Annotated in this window: 19 protein-coding genes and 1 pseudogene; 9 read left to right on the forward strand and 11 right to left on the reverse strand. The window is 66.5% G+C overall.

Features of this window, described 5'->3' with window-relative positions; all coding sequences use genetic code 11:
- Positions 1–73 precede the first annotated feature (73 nt).
- Entirely contained in the window at positions 74–721 is a 648-nt protein-coding gene (locus tag ASPHE3_RS05935; protein WP_013600325.1) for a GNAT family N-acetyltransferase, read from the reverse strand.
- A gap of 42 nt (positions 722–763) precedes the next feature.
- Positions 764–1,558 carry a hypothetical protein gene (locus tag ASPHE3_RS05940; RefSeq protein WP_013600326.1) on the reverse strand — a complete coding sequence of 265 codons (795 nt, stop codon included), beginning with the start codon at positions 1,556–1,558 and terminating at the stop codon, positions 764–766.
- Between the two features lie 59 nt (positions 1,559–1,617).
- Between ASPHE3_RS05940 and ASPHE3_RS05945 the strand changes: the two genes are divergently transcribed.
- On the forward strand, positions 1,618–2,166 hold the full coding sequence (locus ASPHE3_RS05945; RefSeq protein ID WP_013600327.1) for a prepilin peptidase: 549 nt from the start codon (positions 1,618–1,620) through the stop codon (positions 2,164–2,166).
- A 126-nt stretch (positions 2,167–2,292) separates the two neighbouring features.
- Here ASPHE3_RS05945 and ASPHE3_RS05950 read toward each other — a convergent pair whose 3' ends face one another.
- The 3 genes from ASPHE3_RS05950 to ASPHE3_RS05960 all read right to left on the reverse strand — a co-directional run bounded on the left by ASPHE3_RS05950 (position 2,293) and on the right by ASPHE3_RS05960 (position 5,115).
- A complete protein-coding gene (locus ASPHE3_RS05950) occupies positions 2,293–3,723 on the reverse strand; it encodes a class II fumarate hydratase (RefSeq protein ID WP_013600328.1) in 1,431 nt (476 codons plus the stop codon).
- 87 nt (positions 3,724–3,810) lie between these two features.
- The gene (locus tag ASPHE3_RS05955; protein WP_013600329.1) at positions 3,811–4,425 is read right to left on the reverse strand and encodes a carbonic anhydrase; all 615 of its coding nucleotides are present in this window, start codon (positions 4,423–4,425) and stop codon (positions 3,811–3,813) included.
- Between the two features lie 9 nt (positions 4,426–4,434).
- Positions 4,435–5,115, reverse strand: a complete 681-nt coding sequence (locus ASPHE3_RS05960) for a DUF4245 domain-containing protein (protein ID WP_013600330.1) — start codon at positions 5,113–5,115, stop codon at positions 4,435–4,437.
- Between the two features lie 222 nt (positions 5,116–5,337).
- Between ASPHE3_RS05960 and glpX the strand changes: the two genes are divergently transcribed.
- Together glpX and ASPHE3_RS05970 are read left to right on the forward strand one after the other, a co-directional pair.
- Positions 5,338–6,360 carry a class II fructose-bisphosphatase gene (glpX, locus tag ASPHE3_RS05965; RefSeq protein ID WP_174266612.1) on the forward strand — a complete coding sequence of 341 codons (1,023 nt, stop codon included), beginning with the start codon at positions 5,338–5,340 and terminating at the stop codon, positions 6,358–6,360.
- 78 nt (positions 6,361–6,438) lie between these two features.
- The gene (locus tag ASPHE3_RS05970) at positions 6,439–7,494 is read left to right on the forward strand and encodes a lipid II:glycine glycyltransferase FemX (RefSeq protein WP_013600332.1); all 1,056 of its coding nucleotides are present in this window, start codon (positions 6,439–6,441) and stop codon (positions 7,492–7,494) included.
- Between the two features lie 84 nt (positions 7,495–7,578).
- On the opposite strand, the gene manA is transcribed toward ASPHE3_RS05970, so the two are convergent.
- From manA to ASPHE3_RS05990, 4 genes are read right to left on the reverse strand one after another with little or no spacing between them, the layout of a single operon-like run.
- Positions 7,579–8,826, reverse strand: a complete 1,248-nt coding sequence (gene manA / locus ASPHE3_RS05975; RefSeq protein ID WP_013600333.1) for a mannose-6-phosphate isomerase, class I — start codon at positions 8,824–8,826, stop codon at positions 7,579–7,581.
- Between the two features lie 32 nt (positions 8,827–8,858).
- Positions 8,859–10,502: an LCP family protein gene (locus ASPHE3_RS05980; protein ID WP_013600334.1), complete on the reverse strand. Its 1,644-nt coding sequence runs from the start codon at positions 10,500–10,502 to the stop codon at positions 8,859–8,861.
- Between the two features lie 10 nt (positions 10,503–10,512).
- Positions 10,513–11,097, reverse strand: a complete 585-nt coding sequence (gene purE / locus ASPHE3_RS05985) for a 5-(carboxyamino)imidazole ribonucleotide mutase (protein ID WP_013600335.1) — start codon at positions 11,095–11,097, stop codon at positions 10,513–10,515.
- Positions 11,094–12,290, reverse strand: coding sequence for a 5-(carboxyamino)imidazole ribonucleotide synthase (locus ASPHE3_RS05990; RefSeq protein ID WP_174266587.1), 1,197 nt, complete (start codon positions 12,288–12,290; stop codon positions 11,094–11,096). The genes purE and ASPHE3_RS05990 overlap by 4 nt, the downstream gene beginning before the upstream one ends.
- A gap of 176 nt (positions 12,291–12,466) precedes the next feature.
- Here ASPHE3_RS05990 and ASPHE3_RS05995 point away from each other — a divergent pair, with 176 nt between their 5' ends.
- Positions 12,467–13,033, forward strand: coding sequence for a GtrA family protein (locus ASPHE3_RS05995; RefSeq protein ID WP_013600337.1), 567 nt, complete (start codon positions 12,467–12,469; stop codon positions 13,031–13,033).
- A 115-nt stretch (positions 13,034–13,148) separates the two neighbouring features.
- Here the strand turns inward: ASPHE3_RS05995 and ASPHE3_RS06000 are convergent, their stop codons facing one another.
- Positions 13,149–13,847 carry a TIGR03089 family protein gene (locus ASPHE3_RS06000; protein ID WP_013600338.1) on the reverse strand — a complete coding sequence of 233 codons (699 nt, stop codon included), beginning with the start codon at positions 13,845–13,847 and terminating at the stop codon, positions 13,149–13,151.
- 393 nt (positions 13,848–14,240) lie between these two features.
- Between ASPHE3_RS06000 and ASPHE3_RS21440 the strand changes: the two genes are divergently transcribed.
- The 3 genes and pseudogenes from ASPHE3_RS21440 to ASPHE3_RS06015 all read left to right on the forward strand — a co-directional run bounded on the left by ASPHE3_RS21440 (position 14,241) and on the right by ASPHE3_RS06015 (position 19,879).
- On the forward strand, positions 14,241–14,774 hold the full coding sequence (locus ASPHE3_RS21440) for a WhiB family transcriptional regulator (protein ID WP_013600339.1): 534 nt from the start codon (positions 14,241–14,243) through the stop codon (positions 14,772–14,774).
- A 29-nt stretch (positions 14,775–14,803) separates the two neighbouring features.
- Positions 14,804–18,213: pseudogene (locus tag ASPHE3_RS06010) on the forward strand (glycosyltransferase family 2 protein).
- Positions 18,206–19,879, forward strand: coding sequence for a DUF5719 family protein (locus ASPHE3_RS06015; protein ID WP_013600340.1), 1,674 nt, complete (start codon positions 18,206–18,208; stop codon positions 19,877–19,879). Before ASPHE3_RS06010 ends, ASPHE3_RS06015 begins: the two are co-directional and overlap by 8 nt.
- Before the next feature lie 22 nt (positions 19,880–19,901).
- Here ASPHE3_RS06015 and ASPHE3_RS06020 read toward each other — a convergent pair whose 3' ends face one another.
- The gene (locus tag ASPHE3_RS06020; RefSeq protein WP_041652001.1) at positions 19,902–20,414 is read right to left on the reverse strand and encodes a metallopeptidase family protein; all 513 of its coding nucleotides are present in this window, start codon (positions 20,412–20,414) and stop codon (positions 19,902–19,904) included.
- A gap of 118 nt (positions 20,415–20,532) precedes the next feature.
- Between ASPHE3_RS06020 and ASPHE3_RS06025 the strand changes: the two genes are divergently transcribed.
- Together ASPHE3_RS06025 and ASPHE3_RS06030 are read left to right on the forward strand one after the other, a co-directional pair.
- Positions 20,533–20,919, forward strand: coding sequence for a DUF3499 domain-containing protein (locus tag ASPHE3_RS06025; protein WP_013600342.1), 387 nt, complete (start codon positions 20,533–20,535; stop codon positions 20,917–20,919).
- A 74-nt stretch (positions 20,920–20,993) separates the two neighbouring features.
- Entirely contained in the window at positions 20,994–21,221 is a 228-nt protein-coding gene (locus ASPHE3_RS06030; RefSeq protein WP_013600343.1) for a Trm112 family protein, read from the forward strand.
- Position 21,222: the final 1 nt, after the last annotated feature.

Here is a 21,222-nt window from a genome sequence, read left to right on the forward strand (position 1 = left end):
GTCGCTGGGCGACCTGCGCATCGCTCTGGTCGGCGATGCGCTCCTACGCGAAGGACCGTAACCCGCCTCGTGGTCAGGTCACCTTGAGGAAGTTCGCTGCAGCCTCATGGCCCCCTACCTGGAGTGTCCAGTCGGGGCGTTTGAAGGAGTCCGGTGTTAGGCGGACATACTGAACGGTCTCAGCCTGGGTGCCCCAGGCTTTGCGGGTGGTGCCGTTGAGCTCGTAGCCGAGGGAGCGGGAGACGCCGAGGGAGGCTTCGTTCCAGCTGGCGGCTTCGGACTCGGCGACCTCCGCGCCCAGCCAGTCGAAGGCATAGAGCACGACGGCGGCACGCATCTCCTTGCCGAGGCCGCGCCCCTGCATGGACTGCTTGAGCCACGATCCCGTGCTCACGGTCTTCAGTGTGGCGAAGTGCTTGGCACCGAGGTCCTGGCAGCCGATCAACTCGTTCCCGTGCCAGATGCCAAGGAGGAGTGTCCAGGATTCCGGGCTGCATTCGGCGCGGCAGCGCCAGTGCCACTGCGCCATCCTGGGGCCCAGTTCTTCCAGCGGAGCTTCCGCCCATGCCGTACTGAACGGGTTCCTGCCGGCCTCGTGAATGCCGGTGCTGGCCGCCTCCACCAGAGCCGGGAGGTCATCATCCCGGACGGGCCGGAGTTCAAGCCGTGGCGTGGCCAGGGTCAGGCCGAAGGGTGGCCAAACGGAGCTCAGCGTAGTCATCCGCGAAGCCTAGCCGAGAAACCACGCACCTGCCTGTCACAGTCAGGCGGGGACGTCCCAGCTGATGTGCCGGCGCACATCGGTGAGGTTCATGGATTCGGCGAGGAAGAGGTCATCCAGCATGTATTCGTCCACGGCGATGATCCGCAGCCAGTGCCCGTACTGGTCAGTTTCCGGCTCCAGTGACTGGCTGGAGACGCACACACCAGTACCCAGGTCCACCCGGATACGGCTGCGGCCGGGCAGGCACAGCGGTGCAGCAGGGTCTATGGGATGGTATGCGGGTGTGGGAGTCACCAGGGCCTCAAGGGCCGGCCGGCCCTCATGCTCCACCCGGGCTACGTCCCGCACCTCAACGGGGTTGCTGCCCGGGAACTCCAGGGGCACCGGGGCGTTGCCGGCCAGCTCCACCGGGTCCAGGGCCGCGGAGAAGCGGCCATTGCCGAAACCGGGCTCACCGTAGGCCGCCTCCGGACGGCGCCGCACCAGGCCACGGTCGTCGTACACAGGCGTCACCAAGTGGGGCGGCAGGAGCCAGGACTTGCGGGTGGCACTGACGTACAGGCCGTCACGGGAGTCATTGATGCCCGTGGTGCTGTGGAGGACCAGTCCCTCCGGGCTTTCCAGGCGGAGCGCTCCCGGCCGTCGCAGCCAGGCACGGACCAGGGGAGCTGCAGGGCTGGGAGCGTTCGTAAAGGCCTCATCCCAGTACTCAAAACGCAGGGACTGCCACTTCCAGGGGGAGGACCGGCATAGGTTCCGGAACGTCGCGGCCAGGTCAGCGGGCGCGGCAGCACTGTCCGGATCGGGCCGGTGACGGGATTCCCACGTCGACATATCCACAGTTTACGCGCGGGCAGTACTGCGGAGGAGCGCGGATCCAGTAGCATCCGAGGGTGATCCAACGACTTGTCGAACTGTGGCAGGGCGCGCCGCTGGCCTTCTGGCTGGTGCTGGTGGCCTGTGCCTATTTTGCCGTGATGGCCGTCCGGCTCACGGTCATCGACGTCCGGCATCACCTCCTGCCCAACCGCATCGTGTTCCCGTCCTACGCCATTGCCGGTGTCCTCCTTCTTGCGGCAGCCGGATTCGCGGATGGCACCACCCGCCCGGGTGGCAGCAGTTCCTTCATGTCGATGCTCAACCTGGGAATCCCCAGGGTGCTGGCCGGCGCCGCCGTCCTCTGGCTCTTCTACTTCATCCTCCGCGCCGTCTACCCGCCCGGCATGGGTTTCGGCGACGTGAAGCTTGCAGGAGTCCTGGGAATGTACCTCGGCTTCCTGGGCTGGGGCCACGTATTTGCGGGAACCTTCCTCGCTTTCCTCCTGGGCGGCCTGTGGTCCATCGTGATCCTTGCGGCCCGCCGGGGGACGCTCAAGTCCTCCATTCCATTCGGTCCGTTCATGTTGGCCGGCACCGCTGCCGCCATGCTTCTGCCGGCCTGAGCGCGCCGCATTGGAGGTTGCGGGGCATGGAAGTCCCGGTCGCCGTCAAAATCTCCTGGGGACGACGGCGGCCGGCGCCTTTCCTGCGAAAGGTGCCGGCCGCCGTCGTGCTTCAGCGTGGGGCAGTTACTGGGCCTTGTGGGCCGGGGCAGTCATGGTGGTGACGTCCAGGGCCTTGTCGAGGTCGGCCTCGGAAACCTTGCCTTCGCCTTCACCAACGAAGCCAAGCTTCTCGGTGGCCTGGCGGACGGTCAGGCCCTCGGCCACGGCCGTCTTGGCGATCTTGGCGGCGTTCTCGTAGCCGATGTACTTGTTCAGCGGGGTCACGATGGACGGTGACGCCTCGGCGAGGAAGCGTGCACGCTCCACGTTGGCGGTGATGCCGTCGATCATCTTGTCGGCCATGACGCGGCTGGTGTTGGCCAGCAGGCGGATGGATTCCAGCAGGTTGGAGGCCATGACCGGGATGCCCACGTTCAGCTCGAAGGCGCCGTTGGTACCGGACCAGGCGATGGCGGTGTCGTTGCCGATGACCTGTGCGGCCACCATGATGGAGGCTTCGCAGATGACCGGGTTGACCTTGCCGGGCATGATCGAGGAACCGGGCTGCAGGTCGGGGATGGCGATTTCGCCCAGGCCCGTGTTGGGGCCAGATCCCATCCAGCGGAGATCGTTGTTGATCTTCATGAAGGAGATGGCGATGTTGCGCAGCTGGCTGGAAGCCTCGATCAGGCCGTCGCGGTTGGCCTGCGCCTCGAAGTGGTCGCGGGCCTCCGTCAGGGGGAGCCCGGTGTCCGTTGCAAGCAGCTCGATCACGCGCTCCGGGAAACCTGCCGGGGTGTTGATGCCGGTGCCCACGGCGGTGCCGCCAAGGGGAACCTCAGCCACGCGGGGGAGGGAGGCGTTGATGCGCTCGACGCCGTAGCGGACCTGCGCCGCGTAGCCGCCGAACTCCTGGCCCAGGGTCACGGGGGTGGCGTCCATCAGGTGCGTGCGGCCGGACTTGACCACGTCCTTGAATTCAACGGCCTTGCGCTCCAGGGATTCGGCAAGGTAGCCGAGGGCCGGAATGAGGTCGTTGATCAGGGCGGAGGTGGCTGCGACGTGCACGGAGGTGGGGAACACGTCGTTGGAGGACTGTGAGGCGTTGACGTGGTCGTTCGGGTGGACAACCTTGTCGCTTCCGGCAGCCTTCAGGGCGCGCGTGGCCAGCTCGGCGATGACCTCGTTGGTGTTCATGTTCGAGGAAGTGCCGGAGCCGGTCTGGAAAACGTCGATGGGGAAGTCGCCGTCGTACTTGCCGGCGGCCACCTCGTCAGCTGCGTCCGCGATCGCCTTGGCCAGCTCGCCGTCGAGCACACCCAGTTCAGCGTTGGCCTGGGCGGCAGCCTTCTTGACCCGGGCCAGCGCCTCAATGTGGGCGCGTTCCAGGGTCTTGCCGGAAATCGGGAAGTTCTCCACTGCCCGCTGCGTCTGCGCGCGGTACAGTGCGTTCACGGGGACGCGGACTTCGCCCATCGTGTCATGTTCAATGCGGAACTCTTCAGTGGAAGTCATGGGGCTAGCTTAGGACGCACCGGCGCCGCACCGAAAACCGTGAACTCCTTGCTACGGGCGGCCGCCAGGGGCCGTTCCAAGGAGCCGCTAGAGCTCGCCGATTCCGGAAACAAGGTTGGCGCGGCCCTCTTGGAGGCTGTACGAAAGGCCGATCACCGCCGTGCGACCGGATTCGATTGCGTCCGAAATCACACGGGAGCTGTCCGCCAGCCGCTGCGACGTCTGCTTCACGTGTTCCACCACCATGTCGTTGACGTCGTTCTCGTCGTTGCGCAGGGACGTGAGGACCGAGGGCGTGATCCGCTCCACCAGGTCCCGGATGAAACCTGCCGGCATCTCTCCGGTTTCCACTGCGGACTTCGTGGCGCTGACGGCTCCGCAGCTGTCATGTCCCAGGATGACGATCAAGGGCACGCCCAGCACTGCCACGCTGTACTCCAGCGAGCCCAGGACGGCGTCATCAATAACCTGCCCTGCCGTCCTGACGACGAAGACGTCGCCGAGCCCGACGTCGAAGATGATCTCTGCGGCGAGCCGCGAGTCCGAGCAACCAAAGATCACCGCGAAGGGGTGCTGGTTTTCCACCAGGGACGACCTTCTGGACGCATCCTGGTTGGGGTGCGAGGTTTCGCCATTGACAAAGCGTTCATTGCCTTCGCGCAGGCGGCGCCAGGCGAGTGCAGGAGTCAGGTAGGTAGCCACGCGCCTACCTTACGATGCTGCGGGCGCGGAGGGTGAAACTGTGACAGCCGGGTTGGCTTCCAGGGACTTGACGACGGCGTCTGCCAGTGCGGCGAATTCCTCCAGTTGCGCTTCTCCCGACAGGACCACCGTGGTGCCGCGGTAGTCCAGGACCAGGGCTTTTTCGCCCTTTCCGGTATCGCGCAGCTCCCACTCCTGGCCGCCGGCGTTGCGGGAACCGGTGACGGGTGCATTGCGTGTCTGCTGCAACAGCCAGGTCGGGTTTGCGCTCCGCGTCTGGACCAGGGCGATGAAGGACTCCCTGGGCGTCAGGTAGCCCACTTCCCAGGTGGGGACGCCGCTTCCGGTACCGGATTCCCACCGGGCGTAGTTGGGGCGGAACGTGCTGCCGGTGTCCGGCGCCACAGGTGTGAATCCTGCCACATCCGTTGCGTTCCGGGCCGTTGCCGCAACGTCGATGTCCGGCCGGTAGCCATCGCTTTTGGGCAGCGGGTTCATGAGGAGGATGGGCAGGAACGCGGCAATGCTCACCACCAGGGCGATGATCATTCCTATCGCCGAGGCGTTGGCGCGCTTGGCTGCGGCAGCCGGAATGACAGGCTTGACGGGCCCATTTCCTGCCGCTGCGCCGGACCCGCTGCTGCCTTCGGATCCGGCCGGTTCGGGGCTGGGACTGGTCTTCTCCTGCATGTCATTCACCCCTCTATAGTCGCCTATGCCGGCAGGCAAGTTCCATTTGGCCGCCGTCGGGCAGCCTGCCCCGCCCGGGCACATTGCGGGGCCGCGTCATCCACCATCCGACGGACGGCGCCGCGACTATGATCAGTAGTAGAGGAATCACCGCTCAGCTGTTCCGGCGGGCGGGTTCAATGATCGCCACTCGAAGAAGAGGTTCACGTGTCACCAGCGTCCATGACCCAGAAGTACTCCACGATCTCCCCGTCCCTGGCGGTGGGCAACGACGAGCCGGACCGCAACCTCGCCCTCGAGCTTGTCCGGGTTACCGAGGCGGCTGCAATCGCCGGCGGCCACTGGGTTGGTTTCGGCGACAAGAACACCGCCGACGGCGCCGCTGTGGATGCCATGCGCTCCTTCCTGCAGACCGTCCACTTCAACGGCGTTGTGGTCATCGGCGAAGGTGAAAAAGACGAAGCCCCCATGCTGTTCAACGGCGAACGCGTTGGCGACGGCACCGGCCCCGAATGCGACGTCGCCGTAGACCCGATTGACGGAACGCGGCTGACGGCGCTCGGCATCAACAACGCTCTCGCCGTCCTCGCCGTGGCTGAGCGGGGCTCGATGTTCGACCCCTCCGCCGTGTTCTACATGGAGAAGCTCGTCACCGGTCCGGAAGCCGCGGACATGGTGGACCTTCGCCTCCCGGTCAAGCAGAACCTGCACCTGATTGCCAAGGCGAAGGGCGTCAAGGTCAACCAGCTCAACGTCATGATCCTTGACCGCGACCGCCACAAGCCGCTGGTGGAGGAAATCCGTCAAGCCGGTGCCCGCACCAAGTTCATCATGGACGGCGACGTCGCCGGTGCCATCGCTGCAGCACGGTCCGGTACAGGTGTTGATGCGCTGATGGGTATCGGCGGCACCCCCGAGGGCATCGTTGCAGCCTGCGCCATCAAGTCCCTGGGCGGTGTTATCCAGGGCCGCCTCTGGCCCACCAGCGACGAAGAGAAGCAGAAGGCCATCGACGCCGGCCACGACCTCGAGCGGGTCCTCTCCACCAACGACCTCGTCTCCAGCGACAACTGCTACTTTGCGGCCACGGGTATCACCGACGGTGACCTGCTGAAGGGCGTGCGGTACTCCAAGGACAAGGTCCTCACCCAGTCCATCGTGATGCGTTCCAAGTCCGGCACCATCCGGTTCGTGGACGGCGAGCACCGCGCCGACAAGTGGGAAGGCTACGCCCGCAAGAGCTGACGCCCAGCCAGACGAGCCCCGGAGCGCCCATGGTGCTTCGGGGCTCTCCCGTTAAGGCGTTGGTATAGGGTTGAAGCCATGATTCCTGCTGTTGTGCCCTGTACTGACCGCGCCCTCTGGGACGAATTCGTTGACCGGTTCCAGGGACATCCACAACAGCTCTGGGGCTGGGGCGAGACCAAGGCCATGCACGGCTGGTCCGTGGACCGGGTCCTGGTCAACGACGGCGACAACACCCTGGGATGCGCCCAGTTGCTGGTCCGCCGGCTTCCGTTCCCCTTCCGTGCCCTTGTCTACATTCCGAGGGGCCCGATGTGTGCCCCGGAGAATGCGCAGGCAGTCCTCAACCGCCTCGCCGAGCATGCTGCAGTCCGGCACCGGGGAGTCGCCCTCAGCATCGAACCGGACTGGGACCAGGACTCCGTCTACGCCGGTGCCGTTGCCGCCGCCGGCTTCCGGTCCTCCACCAATACCGTGCTGATCCCGCGGACGCTGATCCTGGACCTGACCCGTTCTGACGATGAACTGATGGCCGAAATGTCCAAGTCCACCCGGGCCAATATCCGCAAGGCCATGCGCAGCGACGTCGAATTCCGCAAGGTGAAGAACGACGCCGAACTTGAGCAGGTGCTCAGCATCTACCACGAGACGGCGGAGCGTGCCGGGTTCGGGATCCACGAGGACCAGTACTACCGGGACATTTTCCGGAACATGGGAGACGGGTCACCGATCATTGGCGCGTTCGACGGCGAGCAGCTGCTGGCGTTCGTCTGGCTTGCCAGGAGCGGTTCGACTGCCTTCGAACTGTACGGCGGCGTCTCCGCTGACGGGCAGAAACAGCGCGTGAACTACGGCGTCAAGTGGGCCGCGCTGCAGGCCATGCGCGAGGACGGCTGCTCCCGCTACGATTTCAACGGCCTCCTCAACGACGGCATCTCCGACTTCAAGAAGCAGTTCGCAAAGCATGAAAACATGCTGCTGGGCACCTGGGAAAAGCCGTTGTCGCCCCTGTACCCGGCCTACGCCCAGGCCATGCCCCTGGCACGCCGGGGACTCCAGACCGGCCGGCGCCTGCTGAAGACGGCAGCCGGCAGGGTCCGGCCGCTGATCCAGAAGGTACGCGCGGGCAGCTAACTGTCCTGGGGCAAAGGGCGACGCCGGCACCCACCCAGGTGCCGGCGTCGCCCTTTGCTCAGTGGTGTAAGGGGATGCGCCGCGCTACAGGCCCGTGGTCACCGCAAAAGCCAGTGCCGGTTCGGTACTGCCGGCCACGGGATGGACGTTGACGGGAGCCTCAGCAGCGGCCAGGAAGGCGCTGCCTCCACGGGAAAGCTGGAGGTCGCCCTTGGGTGAATCCAGGTAGACGTCCCCGGCCACCACGATCACCACGGCTGCGCCGGACTGTGCCAGCGGGACGGGCGCAGAGCCGGGTGCCAGGTCGATGCGCTGGAGCTGGAACTCCTCAAACGGAGGGCGGAACAGTTCCTGGTCCATCACTGTCCGCTCCGGTGCGAGCATGGGCACGGCCACAGGATGGAAGTCGATGGTCCCCAACAGCTCCGCAACGTCGATGAACTTGGGTGTGAGCCCGCCGCGCAGGACGTTATCGGAAGACGCCATGACCTCAACGCCCAGGCCGTGCAAGTACGCATGGACGTTTCCGGCCGGGAGGTAGACTGCCTGGCCCGGTTCGAGCGAGATGCGGTTCAGCAGCAGGGAGATCAGGACGCCGGGATCGCCCGGGTACTTTTCGTTCAGGCTGATAACCGTGCGGAGTTCGGCTTCGTAGGGGGCAAGGGGAGCGCCGGAAATGAGGGCGGCCACCACCAGGGCAGTGGCATCAGCAACTGCCTGGCCGCCGCTGATGAGCCGCTCAAAGGCTGCGCGGAGGCCCGCGCTTTCATCGGTGCCTTCGAGGTCTGCCAGCAACCTCCCGAGCAGCGGCGGGACGTCGCCCTCCACGGAATCAAACGCCGCGGCAATATGCGCCAGGATGTTCCGCGTCTCCTGGACGGCGCGGAACCCGCACAGGGCCTCAAACGGCGTCAGCGCGAGAATCATCTCCGGCTTGTGGTTGTCGTCCCGGTAGTTCCGGTGCGGTGCGTCCGGGGCCACGCCGGCAGCGTTCTCCCTGGCAAAACCGGCCCGGGCCTGTTCGAGGCTGGGATGGACCTGCAGGGAGAGCGGCTGGGCAGCCGCCAGGATCTTTGCCAGGAAGGGCAGGCGTGGGCCGAACCGGGCCACGGATTCGGCCCCAAGGAAATGTTCGGGATCCCGTGCAACCAGCGCATCCAGCGGCGTCGCTGAGCCGTCCTCGGGGACATGCGCAACGGACGGCGAATCGGGGTGCGCGCCGATCCACAGCTCCGCCTCGGGGCCGCCGGACTCCGGCCTCCCAAGGAGTGCGGCGATGGCCGTCGTCGAACCCCAGGCGTAGTCGCGGAGGACGTTCTCAATCTCGTACAAAACCGTTCCGTTTCTTTCGTCTGGTTTGCAGGCTAGAGAGCCGCACATTGGCCGTTGGTGGCCACGAGCTGGCGGATGGCCTCTTCGTTGCCCTCGAGCTTGAGCTGCGTCAGCAGCTCTTCGGTGATCGGCTCGCCGTCCGGCGTCGTGGTCACCGGTACGAAGTCCGACGGCGTGGGCTGCTGAACCATGCTGCCGCTCGCCGGCAGGATTGCCGGGGAAGCCCCTGCCGCCCGGACAGGCCCGGCGGCGGGGGCTGCCATGACGTCGTCGACAATTCCCGCAGACTGCGCGCCCCCGGCCGAAGCCGATGCCAGCAGCTGGTCCACGCGCTCGTGGATCTGGGCGAAGTCCGGGACCGTGGAGAACGAGGCGTCAAAGTCCGGCGGGCCGATGGTCAGCCGCTTGGCCTCCTGGCCTTTGGATTTAATGGCGAGGTCAACGAAACTGCCCAGTTGCGTGGCTGAGATATTGGAGTCCACCACCTTTGTGCCGGCGTTGGCAATGTCCTCGAACTTGCTCAGCAACGTGGCCGGGTCCAGCTGCTTCAGCATGGCCTGCTGGACGCACTGCTGGCGCTGGATCCGGGAGTAGTCGTCCACGTACTCACGTGACCGGCCATACCACAGGGCCTGGTTGCCGTCGAGTGTTTGCTCACCGGCAGGGATCCAGCCGAGGGGCATGCCGTGGGTTTGGGTGTAGTCGTCGAAATAGCCGCTCATGGGGACCCATCCGCCTGCCTTGATCCTGATCCCTCCCATGGCGTCGATCAGTGTGGCGAATCCCTCCATGTCCACCAGGACATAGGCCTGGATTTCCAGGCCGAGGGTGCCGGAGACGGCTTCCATAGTGGCCTGCGCCCCGGGATCGGCCACGCCAGGGTAGAGGTCCGCGTATTCGTTGGTGACCTCGGTGTTGATGGCGTTGATCAGGCATTCGTCCCCGCAGTTGTAGCCGTCGGGGTAGATCTCCCGCATGGGCGAACCTTCGCTGAACTGCGCGTTCTGGAAGTTACGCGGGACGGAAATGATGGCGGTCTGTCCGGTTTCGGCGTCCACGCTGAGCACGGAGAGGCTGTCCGGGCGCCTGCCGGTCCGGTCTTCCCCGGCGTCGCCGCCCATCATCAGGAAGTTGTAGCGTCCGTCCACCGGGTCGATCGCGGGCCCGGAGGAGAAGATACTGCCGATGGCGTTGCGGCTGACGTTAAGCAGGTACGCAGCGTAACCCAGTGAGCCGGTCCCGAGGACCAGGGCCAGGACCAGGGCGACCGCGACGCCGGGACGCGCCTTCGGTGGCAGCAGCACCGGGCGGATGAGCCGCAGGGTGTTGATGAACAGGACTGCCCAGCCGGCGGCCAGTGCCACCAGCACAACCACTATGGCCAGCGAAGCGAAGGGATTGGTGACGATGCTGATCAACAAGGACCGGTTGAGGACCAGCAGGAGCACCGCCAGCACCAGTGCTGCCCAGACAGCCAGCGTGACCCGCAGCGCGGCCCGGCCGAGTTTGCGGTCGCCGGCCACAATCTGGGCGCTGCCCGGAACCAGGAGCGTGAGGAGGATCAGTACGAACGCACGCTTGGTGCGCATGGGCGGGGACGCGCCGGCGGGGTACCGGACCGGGTCCGTCATGGCCGCGGCGGCGGGGGACTGCTGCTGGACCTTGCTGCTGGACATACGCGCCGGCCTAGCGGCTGCCCCGCAGGGCGCCGTTGCCTTCGGCGAAGACCTCGCTGACCTTGTGCCGCAGGTTGGCGCCCTTCCTTGCAGCAACGGCGTTGAGGTCCGCAGCAAAATCCAGGAGGTCGGCGCGAAGGGAAGCGGCAAGTTCGTCCGTGCCTGCAGCGAGCATGCGCACGGCGAGGAGTCCGGCGTTGCGGGCCCCTCCAATGGAGACGGTGGCCACGGGGACGCCGGCCGGCATCTGGACGATGGACAGCAGCGAATCCATGCCGTCCAGGGTCTTCAGTGGGACGGGAACTCCAATGACCGGAAGCGGCGTAACGCTGGCCAGCATGCCAGGCAGGTGGGCAGCACCGCCCGCGCCGGCGATGATGACGCGCAGTCCCCGCTCATGGGCTGTCTGTCCGTAGCGGATCATTTCGGTGGGCATCCGGTGGGCGGACACGACGTCGGCCTCGAAGGGAATGCCGAACTCCGCCAGGGCTTCGGCTGCGGCTTCCATGACTGGCCAGTCAGAGTCCGATCCCATCACCAGGCCAACCAGCGGGGCGGCCTCCGGGGCGGGGGCGGGAGTGGGCTGGGCGCTCATGCGTTCTCCTCAAAAGTGCTGGGCGGTTCTTCCGCCGTCAGCCGGCCGTCACGGATGATGTTCGCCACCATGGTGGCACGCTGCCGCACGGACTCGACCTCCGCCGTGGATGAACCGACGAGGTTGACGTGGCCGATCTTGCGTCCGGGCCGGACGGACTTGCCGTAGCAGTGCACCTTTGCGGCAGGTTCGCTGGCAAGTGCCAGCGGATACGCGGAAAACAGGTCCTGGTTGTCGCCGCCCAGGAAGTTCTTCATGACGGCAACGGGGGCGAGGGCATCAGTGGCGCCCAGGGGGAGGTTCAGGACCGCTCGCAGGTGCTGCTCAAACTGGCTGGTCACCGAGCCGTCCTGGGTCCAGTGGCCGGTGTTGTGGGGGCGCATCGCGAGTTCGTTGATCAGGAAGCCTGCCCCGGACCCGGGCGTCTCGAAGAGTTCAACGGCGAGCACCCCCGTGACGCCGAGTTCACTGGCAATCCGCAGAGCGGCGTCTTCGGCGGCAGCGGCCACCTCCACCGGAATGTCCAGGGCAGGGGCAATGACCTCATCGCACACCCCATCCACCTGGATGGTGTGCACGACCGGCCAGGCACGGGCTTCGCCGTCCGGCGTCCGGGCCACCAAGGCCGACAATTCCCGGGTGAACTCCACTTTGGCTTCGACGAGCAGGGGACTCATGGCTTCGAACCACTCAGCCGAGCCTGCAGCTTCCTCAGGTGAGGAGATCACGCGGACACCCTTGCCGTCGTAGCCGCCCCGCGGCATTTTCAGGACCACGGGCCAGCCTGTCTGCTCACCGAAACTGACCAGGGCCTCCACGTCCTGCACGGAAGCCCATGCAGGGTTGGGAAGCTCCAGGCGGTCGATTGCTGCACGCATCACCAGCTTGTCCTGGGCATTGACCAGCGCATCCGGCCCGGGCTGGACATTGACGCCTGCATCCTGCAGGGCGCGGAGGTGGGCCGTGGGGACGTGCTCATGGTCGAAAGTCATGACGTCCAGGCCTTGCGCGAAGTCCAGGAGGGTCTGCAGGTCCTTGTAGTCGCCCACGGGTGAGGAGGAGACTGCCGACACCGCGGAAACGTCGTCCCCTTCGGCGAGGACACGGAGTTCGAAACCGAGTGCAGTTGCGGCTGGGGCCATCATTCGGGCAAGTTGGCCGCCGCCAACCACGCCTATTACTGGAAAAGTCACATGTGCCAGCCTACCGAAGACCGCCCGGTATCCCGCCTTCCCGTCACGCATGGGGGAAGAGTGTTGCAGCAGCAGGACCGCCTTCGGCTGAAGGTTAGGGAGGCTGGCTTGCAGGTTTGGGGGCTAAAATAGGCCTCTGGCCCGATGGCCCACAGTTCACACAGCCATGGAGGGCCATGTTCACCGCACTTGCAGACCGTATCCGGGGGCTCGCCTCGCTGTTTTGGCGCGAGGTGGCAAAGTTTGGAGCGGTTGGCGGGGTGGCCTTCGTCATTGATAACGGCCTCACTTACTACCTCATGCACGGTCCCATGACCGACAGCGAGGCGAAGGCCAGGTTTGTTGGCGCCTCGCTGGCTACGGTTTTCTCCTGGATCGCCAACCGGCTCTGGACCTTCCGCCACCGGCGTCAGGCCAACGTGCTCCGCGAATTCCTGATGTTCGTCCTGATCAACGGAATAGGCATTGGCATCTCCACCGGCTTCACCGCCCTCGCCAAGTACGGAATGGGCGTCACGGACAAGAATCTGCTGTTCTCCGCGGGCGTGGTGGGCATCCTGGTGGCAACGGTGGTCCGCTTCTTCGCCTACCGGTTCCTGGTGTTCAACCAGGAACTGGACCAGGAGCCGGAGTTCTCGCACGACCACGAACTCATCGAGCTCCACCCCCACCACAAGGACCACAGTCCAGTGGCGGAGGAGAGGCTCAGCCGGGAGCCCTCGCCGGAGGGTCCGACCAAATAGCGGGGCAGGCAGGTGCTTCGGTCCTATCCTGCCGCTGGCTGCGCTGCGTCTGAAGCGTGGTGCCTGGATGGTGCCTTCCCGCCGCAAAAGCCCCGCTGGACCGGCAGCCCCGTGCTCACCTGCCGTGGATGCGTTCAGCTGCCATAAGCTTGTCCGTCAGCTCCACGTCCGGATGGGTGACCACAACGGAGCCGTCGTGCCGCCAGGCACCCAGTGCGTTGGCCAACGCTGACTCCAGCCCGTTTCCGGCCGGAATATGGAGCCGAACGCCGTCGTCGTGGGGCGCCGCGAAAGTATCCAGAAGCTCCTGGTGGAGGTGGCGGCGCCCGTCGCCGGTCACAACCGCGCATCCTGAAGGATCGGGATCGGCGTGGGCCATGAAGACGTCGCCGTGGGAGCGGACTTCCGCAGCATAGTCAATACACCCGGCCGCCAGCTCTCCCGGCCAGCGCATTGCCAGCGCAGGCAGCGCGACGGCGATGACGGCGTCGTACTTCTCCTCCACGCTCTCCGGCTCGGAGGTGGCGAGGAAATCTGCGGCGCCCTTTTCCAGGACGGTTTGCAGTCCGAGCTGCCAGGCGGCCAGCGCCCAGACGATCGACTTCCAATGGGCGGGCAGCTGGAGGCGGAGGCTCATGCCGGGGGCCGCGTCCAGCTCGTCCTGGAGGAGGTTGCTGGTCTTGGCAACCCAGTTGTCCAGGACCCTTCCGGACAGCTCCACGCGTTCCGCGTCCGGCCCGTACCACGTGAGGCGCGGGGAGGTGGAGTTTCCTGCACGAAGGGATGCCATTAGGTCAGCTGCCGGGATGCTCATGGCTCCATCCTGCCACCGGCGGCCGGCATGGTCACGGCAGCCAGCTGACAGGCTGGCAAACCCGGCTTCGCGGGAGTGTGACATATCTCACACGAGATACTCAGCCTGCTTGCTATTTCCTGATTTTGCAGGTATTTTCCCGCCGTTGGTGGAGAATCGCGGCCTTTGGCTGGCGTCATGCCCCTCGTTCGCTGCTTCCGAGGTGTCCCGCGAAAATATTCCCGGGCGTGGCGTGCGGCGCGTTCGTTAGGCTGAGTGATTATTATCCGGCAGCGGCTTGACTCGCCTAAGTTACACGCGTGTAATTAGATAACTAAAGGCAACTGCGTAAATGCCGGCACACCACCGAGTGCCACGTATCCATGCAGGGGCTGCAACAGCAGGAGGGTCGCCATGGGGCAAGCAGAGCGTATCCAGGAAGATGCCGTCGTGGCCGGACAGGCAACGGCAACATACCGCGCACGGGGGGTACCCAGCGACTGGTATGTGGATCCTGCTGATCCTGATGCCGCAGAACGGTACAACAGGAATGCGGGCGGCGTGCTGGAGGACCAGGCTACTGCTTTCCTCGCAGCCCACGAGGCATTGCTGGGTGGGGGCGCCGATCCTGAGGACCTCCTGGACCCGCCCATGGAACTGGCTGCTGCAGGCGCAAGCCAGCCGGTATGGATCGGCCTGCCGTTCCAGCAGGATTTCGACGACGAGGGCGAATTGGGGTGGCAGACGGATGCCCTGTGCGCCCAGACTGACCCCGAGGCTTTCTTCCCCGAAAAGGGCGGTTCCACAAGGGACGCCAAAAAGGTTTGCGGTGCCTGCAATGTCCGCTCGCAGTGCCTTGAATATGCGCTGGCGAACGACGAACGTTTCGGCATCTGGGGAGGCCTGTCCGAGCGTGAGCGCCGGCGGCTGAGGAAGCGAGCAATCTAATTCACCAGGATGTCCATGTCACTGCCGTTGTGGTTGCCCACAACGGCAGTGCCTATCTCCCCCGAACCCTCGCAGCATTAGCGGACCAGACCCGGCCCGTGGACTACGCCATCGGCGTTGATACCGGATCGCGGGATGACTCCAGAGCCCTCCTCGAGCAGGCCCTGGGCGGGGCCAACGTTGTCAGCCACCAGCATCGCGGCAAAAGCGGCATGGGGGCAGCAGTGTCCGCCGGCCTGGCCGAACTGTCTCCATGGCGGGGAGCCAGCGCCGGGGACAAGGTGGAGTGGATCTGGCTGCTTCATGATGACGCTGCCCCCGCACCACAGGCTCTGGCTGAACTGCTGGGCGCTGTTGAGCGCGCACCTTCCGTGACCGTTGCCGGCTGCAAGCAACTGGACTGGCATGCGGGGCGCAAACTCATTGATGTAGGCCTGTCCACCAGCAGGTGGGCCGAACGGCTCACCCTGATCGACGCGGATGAGCTCGACCAGGGCCAGTACGACGGCCGGAGTGATACCTTCGCCGTTAACTCTGCCGGGATGTTGGTGCGGCGTGACATCTGGGAGGAGCTTGGCGGCTTCGACCCTGCCCTGCCCGGCAGCGGCGACGACGTCGACTTCTGCTGGCGCAACCGCCTTGCGGGGCACCGTGTGGTTGTGGTGCCTGCAGCCCGGATGTTCCATGTGGCCCACCGGCCCCATGCGCTGGGGAATGCCGCTGCGGCCCGGAAAGGCCAGGTCCACCTGCGCCTGAAGCACGCACCTTTGTGGATGGTTCCCGTTCACGGCGCAGGTGCCCTGGTGGGAAGCCTCTTCAGGTTCGTGCTCAGTATCCTGGTCAAGGATCCGGGGCATGGAGTTTCCCAGTTGGCCGCCACCTTCGCCGCCCTGGGAAGGCCGGGTGCCATAGCCAGGGCGCGCCGCAGTGCCAGGCAAACCCGCCGGATCCGGCGGTCCGTGATCCGTAAGCTCCAGACGCCCCGGCGCGAGGTCTGGAGCCACCGGCGATCGCTCATCGAGGCGCTGGGGTCCGATAACTCCGCTGCGGATGAGCTTGTGCAGGATCCGCTGGCGCACCAGCCCACTGGCGACGCCTCCGATGACTTCGCGGCGCTGGCCACCACAAAGCGCGGCTGGGTGGGTAACGGAGCCCTGGCTGCAGCCATCCTCGGCGCCATCGCATCGCTCCTGGCGCTGACAGGACTCTTCCGCGCCGACGCCGTATCAGGCGGCGCCCTCATTCCTGTCTCTGCCGGCCTCGGGGACATCTGGCACCATGCCTCCACCTGGTGGCTCACTGTGGGGGCTGGGCTGCCGGGACGCGGCGATCCCTTCGGATACGTCCTTTGGGTCCTGGGTGTCCTGGGCGGCGGTGACGCGAACGGCGCCATGGCCTGGCTGCTGCTCCTCGCTACGCCCCTTTCGGCGCTGACGGCGTGGTTTGCTGCGGGAGGACTTACAGCCCGCCGCCGGCTGCGGCTGGCCGCGGCAATACTCTGGGCAGCCGCCCCCGCCCTCCAGGTGGCGCTCAACCAGGGAAGGGTGGGCGCGCTGGTTGCCCATATTATGCTTCCCCTCCTGGTCCTGGCGCTGCTGCGGGCCACAGGCTCGGCAGTGGGCCATGGCCGCTTTGCTCCGCCTTCCCCGGACGACCGGCGGCCGCAGGAAAGGCCAGCGGCCAGGCCCGGCATCAACGGCACTCCGTCCTGGACAGCTGCCGCCGCCGCGGGCCTGGCACTGGCCGTCGTCGTGGCGTCGGCACCCTCGCTCCTGGTCCCGGCCACCGTGGTCATTGTGCTCTGCGGCCTTCTGCTGGGCCGCCGGGGCCGCACGGTCTGGTGGGCGCTGTTGCCCGCCGCGGCGCTGTTCATCCCCTTCGGACTGTCCGTGCTTGACCGGCCGCGGGCGCTGCTGGCGGATCCCGGGCTGCCGTTGGCCTTTGACGCTGCCCCGCTGTGGCAGCAGCTTCTGGGCCAGCCCCTGCAGTTTGATCCCCTGGGCGGGCTGGAAGGGCTTCCCGCCTTTGGCGCCGGAGCCGTGCCCTGGGCCATGCTGCTGGCGCTGCTCGTGGCTGCCCCCATCCTCGCGCTGGCCGTTGCAGGGCTTGTGATCCCCGGGAGCCGCACGTCTGCCGTGATGGCGTTCTGGGCTGCAGGAGTCATGGTCCTGGCCGGTGGCTGGCTCGCGGGCCATGTGGCTACCGGCATGAACGCGGAAACAATGGTCACGCCCTTCACCGGGCCGGTTGTCTCGGCGGCGGCCCTCGCCCTCCTGGCAGCGGGCGTCCTGGGCGGGGAACACCTGCTCGCGATGGCAGACACATCAGCTGCAAGCCGCGACGCCAGGCACAGGACACTCCTGCGGACCGCCGTTGCGGCTGGAATGGTGATCCTGCTCGCCGGACCCCTGGCGGGGATGGCGGCCTGGTCTGCCCAGAACCTGCTCCGGCCGGCCACGGCCGCCGCGGGGACCAGTACTGCCGGCATTCTGTCAAACACCCTGCCCACCAGTGAACCCTCAAGCAACAATGGCCCCACTGCCACAGGCGTCCAGGACGCTGGTCCCCTGGGAACCCCCGGCTGGTTGAGGCGGCGAACCCGCGGACGCTTCCGGCCACGGCGATCGACCGTGGAACCGGACCGGAACAGACCCGCACCCTGCTCATCAGCACGCGGGACAACGGCACCTTTGACGCGTCGCTGATGAGGGGTGCCGGCACTACCTTGGACAGCCTTTCCACCATCGCCTCCGCCCGCCGCATCATGGGCAGTCCGGGTGCCGAAACGGTCCGCGACGACGACGATGTCACCGCCGCGGTCCGCCGGGTGGTGGCAACGCTCGTCGCGGGCCACGGCGTTGATCCGCGAACCGACCTTGAACAGCTGGGCGTTGGTTTCGTGGTGCTGCGGTCGGCGGACACCGCGGCGCAGCTGACCGCCAGCAGGATGGACGCCGTGCCCGGGCTGGTGGCCGTGGGCCAGACCGACGTGGGATGGCTCTGGCGCATCACGCCTTTGAACCAGCCGGCGCTTCAGGCTGCCGATGTTGCACACCGCGTGCGCATTGTGGACGCAAACGGCACCGCCGTGGGCCTGGTACCGTCCGGCTATAACGAGGTGGACGCGCCGGTTCCCGGCGGCGCCGAGGGGCGGCTTGTTGTCCTGGCCGAACGGGCAGACCCCGGCTGGAGCGCCTGGCTTGACGGCCGCCGGCTGACGGCGACCACGTCCGGCTGGTCCCAGGCCTTCACGCTCCCCGCTTCCGCGGGACAGCTCACTATCCGCTACGAAAACCCCTGGGCGGTCTGGACTTCTGTCGCCCAAGCCACGGTGATCGGGCTGACGGTCCTGCTGGCCATCCCCATGCCGGCCCGGCGGCCACGGACCGGCCTCTCACGGGACGAGGGCTCCCTGCGTAAGGAACACCAGAATGCATGAGCACACCATGTCGGCTGAGGCGCGGGAAGCCCACTCCGCCGACGCACCGGACGGCGACGGCGGCACGGCCCAAGGGGAGGACCGGCAGCCCCCGGCCGCCAAGGGACGCAGGACGGCCCTCGTTGGACTGGCGTCCGCGGCGCTGGTCCTCGCCGGGGCGGGTGCCGTGGTGGCCGGCGGCTCGCTGCTGCCTGCGCCCGAATCGAGCCGAAGCATACCTGCGGCTGCGGCAGCCGTCCCTGCCGGCACAAGCCTCGGTGTCTGCCCTGGCCCTGCCCGTCTCCTGGAAGGCACCGAGGCAGGAACAGACCCGCAGTTCAGTCCAAAATCTGCTACCGCGGTGAGCACCGTGACAGGTGCTGTACTTGGGGCGGCCGGCGTGCTGCCGGAGAGCAGGCTGTCGCAGCTGGACGGAACAACCGCCGTCGACATCGCCCAGGGACCTGCCCAGCCTGCTTCCGGTGCTGCTGCGCAGGAACTTGTGGCAGGGGTTGTGGCCGGACGGCCAGTTGAACAGGCCAGCGTGCTGAGCGCCGAGGCACTGGCAAACCAGCAAGCATCTGCAGCAGGGGTCATGAAGTTCACCGCCACCGACGGCGACCTGCAAGGCAGCGCGGCCTCCAACTGCCAGCAGCCCTCCAACGACCAGTGGCTGGCCGGCGCGGGCACAACCGTGGGCCGGACCTCCGTGCTGGTGCTGAGCAACGCCTCCAGCACACCTGCCACTGTGAGCCTGGAACTTTTCGGGTCACAGGGACAAATCCAGGCACCGGGCAGCCGCGGCCTGCTGGTGGCCCCAGGCACCTCCCGGTCCATCGTCCTTGCCGGGCTGGCGCCCGCGGAGCCGCAGCTCAGCGTCCATGTGCGCAGTGCAGGCGGGCCCGTTGCCGCTGTCATCCAGCAGAGCGTCCTTCGGGGTCTCACTCCCGGAGGGGTGGACTTCATCGGTCCCGGGGCAGCGCCGGCCGTGCGGCAGGTGATGACGGGGGTGGACATCCAGGACCCCGCCGGGCTCGCCCAGCTCACCGGCAAGGCCGGCTATGAGGATGCGGCGCCTTCCCTCCAGCTCACCGTTCCAGGTGCCACGGACGCCGTCGTCGAGATCAAGCTGTTTGGACGTGACGGCCAGAAGGCGCTGCCTTCGGGCGGAGTGATCACGGCCAAGGCGGGCACCGTTACCGAGGTTTCCCTCGCGGGCGTTCCCGCAGGGCAATACACCGTGGCCGCAACATCGGATGTTTCCTTCGTGGCAGCGGCAAGGATCACCCGCGGCCTGCAGGAGGAGCAGCCGGCGGACGTTGCCTGGGCAGCATCCGGAGTTCGCCTCGGCAGCCAGCACGTGGTGCCGGTTCCGCAGGGAGGAAGCCGCACCCTGGTGTTTGGCGCCCTGGACACCCGCGCCACCATCACCTACGCCGCGATCACGGCGGACGGGAAAGTGCGGGCTCCCGCAAGCGCAGACATCGCCGGCGGCACCACGTCCTCCATCGCCGTCCCGGACAAGGTAGAGGAGTCAGACGTCGTGGGCTACGTGGTGTCCGCATCCGGTGATGCCGTGTACGGTGCTGTCCTGCTGCAGCAGGACGGCAGGAACGACGTATCATCCCTGGCCTTCCAGGCTGCAGCAGCAGGACAGGAAACAGTCCCCGTCACACTCAGCTACTGAACGGGCAGCCGGCGTGTGGTTGTCAGTAGCGGCGGCGGTAGACCGGATCCAGTGTCTCCGGAGCAACACCCAGCATCTCCGCTGTATGCTCCACCACCACGTCATGGACCAGGTCCTGCAGGTCTTCCGGACCAGGGCACGCCTGCTCCACCACGCGCCGGTAAACGGTGATCATGGGACCGTCCCCTTCAGAGGCGGGCGTATAGGAGCCCATGGGGGCCGCGGACGAGTTCGCCGCCAACTGCTCCAGGTCCGGCGGAATCTCATCCACACCGAACCGGACGCCATCCAGGGTCTTGCCCCAGATATCGTGGAGCCGCTGCGCCGAATCCAGCACCATGTCATCAAAGCGGTCCCCGCGCGTCCGGTATCCGGGGTGCGTGGGCAACATCACTTCGCCGCGGAGGCCGCGGCCATGCCGGTTCCTGCGGCGCATCATGAAGCTCTTACCCGGAGAGCCGGTACCGGCAGCCTTTGGGGCATCCGGATCAGCCAACCGGACCGTGAAACCTGATTTCTGGTTCGATGACTGCATACATCGACTGTAAACCCGGGGCACCATTTATGCGATACATACTCCCGGCTTTGGGGGGCGCGTCGGGCCGAGCGGCAATGCCCGGTTTTTGCGCGAAGACGGAGTAGTCTGTGATGTCGTGGGAGCTATCCGTCAGTGTTCAAGATCTGCATGCCGCCAGTCTGCGGTTGCTACCCTGACGTACGTCTACGCAGATTCCACCGCTGTCCTTGGTCCACTGGCCACGTACGCCGAACCACACTGCTACGACCTGTGCGAGCAGCACGCTGACTCCCTGACGGTTCCCCGGGGCTGGGAAGTCCTTCGCCTGGCCATGCCCAGCACGCCCCAGCAGCCCGGCCCCGATGACCTCCTTGCGCTTGCCAATGCGGTCCGCGATGCCGCAGCCCTGCCCGCCCAGCCCCAGCAGCCCGCCCAGCGCGGGCCCCACTCGGCGCTGGAGGCGCCCGCCGGGACTGAAGGCACCCGCAGGGGGCACCTGCGGGTGCTGCGTGAGCCGTCCTGAGGCCCATCTGGCGGTAGGCTGGATGGTGCACATCAGTCCGCTACCGGCGCGAGCGCGCCCGCCAGGGAGCAGAAATGCCAAAAATCAGTCCTGAACTGCTGTCCGTCCTGCGCTGCCCCGTGACCGGCTCAGCGCTGGTGCAGGAAGGCGAAGAATTGGTTGCCGCCGTCGCCGCGGAATCCGGAGTCAAGCCCCGTTACGCCATCGAGGACGGGATTCCCCTTCTCCTGCCCCCCGAACTCCTGGCGGCTGCCACAGCGGCAGGATCGGACCAACACGATTCAGCTTCCGGAACGAACTAAG

Origin of the sequence: Pseudarthrobacter phenanthrenivorans Sphe3 (assembly GCF_000189535.1) — a bacterium.
Classification (GTDB): domain Bacteria; phylum Actinomycetota; class Actinomycetes; order Actinomycetales; family Micrococcaceae; genus Arthrobacter; species Arthrobacter phenanthrenivorans.

Bases quoted from the DNA above. Each gene is read 5' to 3' on its own strand.
- ASPHE3_RS05980 (WP_013600334.1), bottom strand. From the start codon at position 10,502: ATGTCCAGCAGCAAGGTCCAGCAGCAGTCCCCCGCCGCCGCGGCCATG.
- ASPHE3_RS06000 (WP_013600338.1), bottom strand. From the start codon at position 13,847: ATGAGCATCCCGGCAGCTGACCTAATGGCATCCCTTCGTGCAGGAAAC.
- ASPHE3_RS05970 (WP_013600332.1), top strand. From the start codon at position 6,439: ATGATTCCTGCTGTTGTGCCCTGTACTGACCGCGCCCTCTGGGACGAA.
- ASPHE3_RS06015 (WP_013600340.1), top strand. From the start codon at position 18,206: ATGCATGAGCACACCATGTCGGCTGAGGCGCGGGAAGCCCACTCCGCC.
- purE (WP_013600335.1), bottom strand. From the start codon at position 11,097: ATGAGCGCCCAGCCCACTCCCGCCCCCGCCCCGGAGGCCGCCCCGCTG.
- ASPHE3_RS05935 (WP_013600325.1), bottom strand. From the start codon at position 721: ATGACTACGCTGAGCTCCGTTTGGCCACCCTTCGGCCTGACCCTGGCC.
- ASPHE3_RS05950 (WP_013600328.1), bottom strand. From the start codon at position 3,723: ATGACTTCCACTGAAGAGTTCCGCATTGAACATGACACGATGGGCGAA.
- ASPHE3_RS06020 (WP_041652001.1), bottom strand. From the start codon at position 20,414: ATGCAGTCATCGAACCAGAAATCAGGTTTCACGGTCCGGTTGGCTGAT.
- ASPHE3_RS06030 (WP_013600343.1), top strand. From the start codon at position 20,994: ATGCCAAAAATCAGTCCTGAACTGCTGTCCGTCCTGCGCTGCCCCGTG.
- ASPHE3_RS21440 (WP_013600339.1), top strand. From the start codon at position 14,241: ATGGGGCAAGCAGAGCGTATCCAGGAAGATGCCGTCGTGGCCGGACAG.
- ASPHE3_RS05960 (WP_013600330.1), bottom strand. From the start codon at position 5,115: ATGCAGGAGAAGACCAGTCCCAGCCCCGAACCGGCCGGATCCGAAGGC.
- glpX (WP_174266612.1), top strand. From the start codon at position 5,338: ATGACCCAGAAGTACTCCACGATCTCCCCGTCCCTGGCGGTGGGCAAC.
- ASPHE3_RS05995 (WP_013600337.1), top strand. From the start codon at position 12,467: ATGTTCACCGCACTTGCAGACCGTATCCGGGGGCTCGCCTCGCTGTTT.
- ASPHE3_RS05940 (WP_013600326.1), bottom strand. From the start codon at position 1,558: ATGTCGACGTGGGAATCCCGTCACCGGCCCGATCCGGACAGTGCTGCC.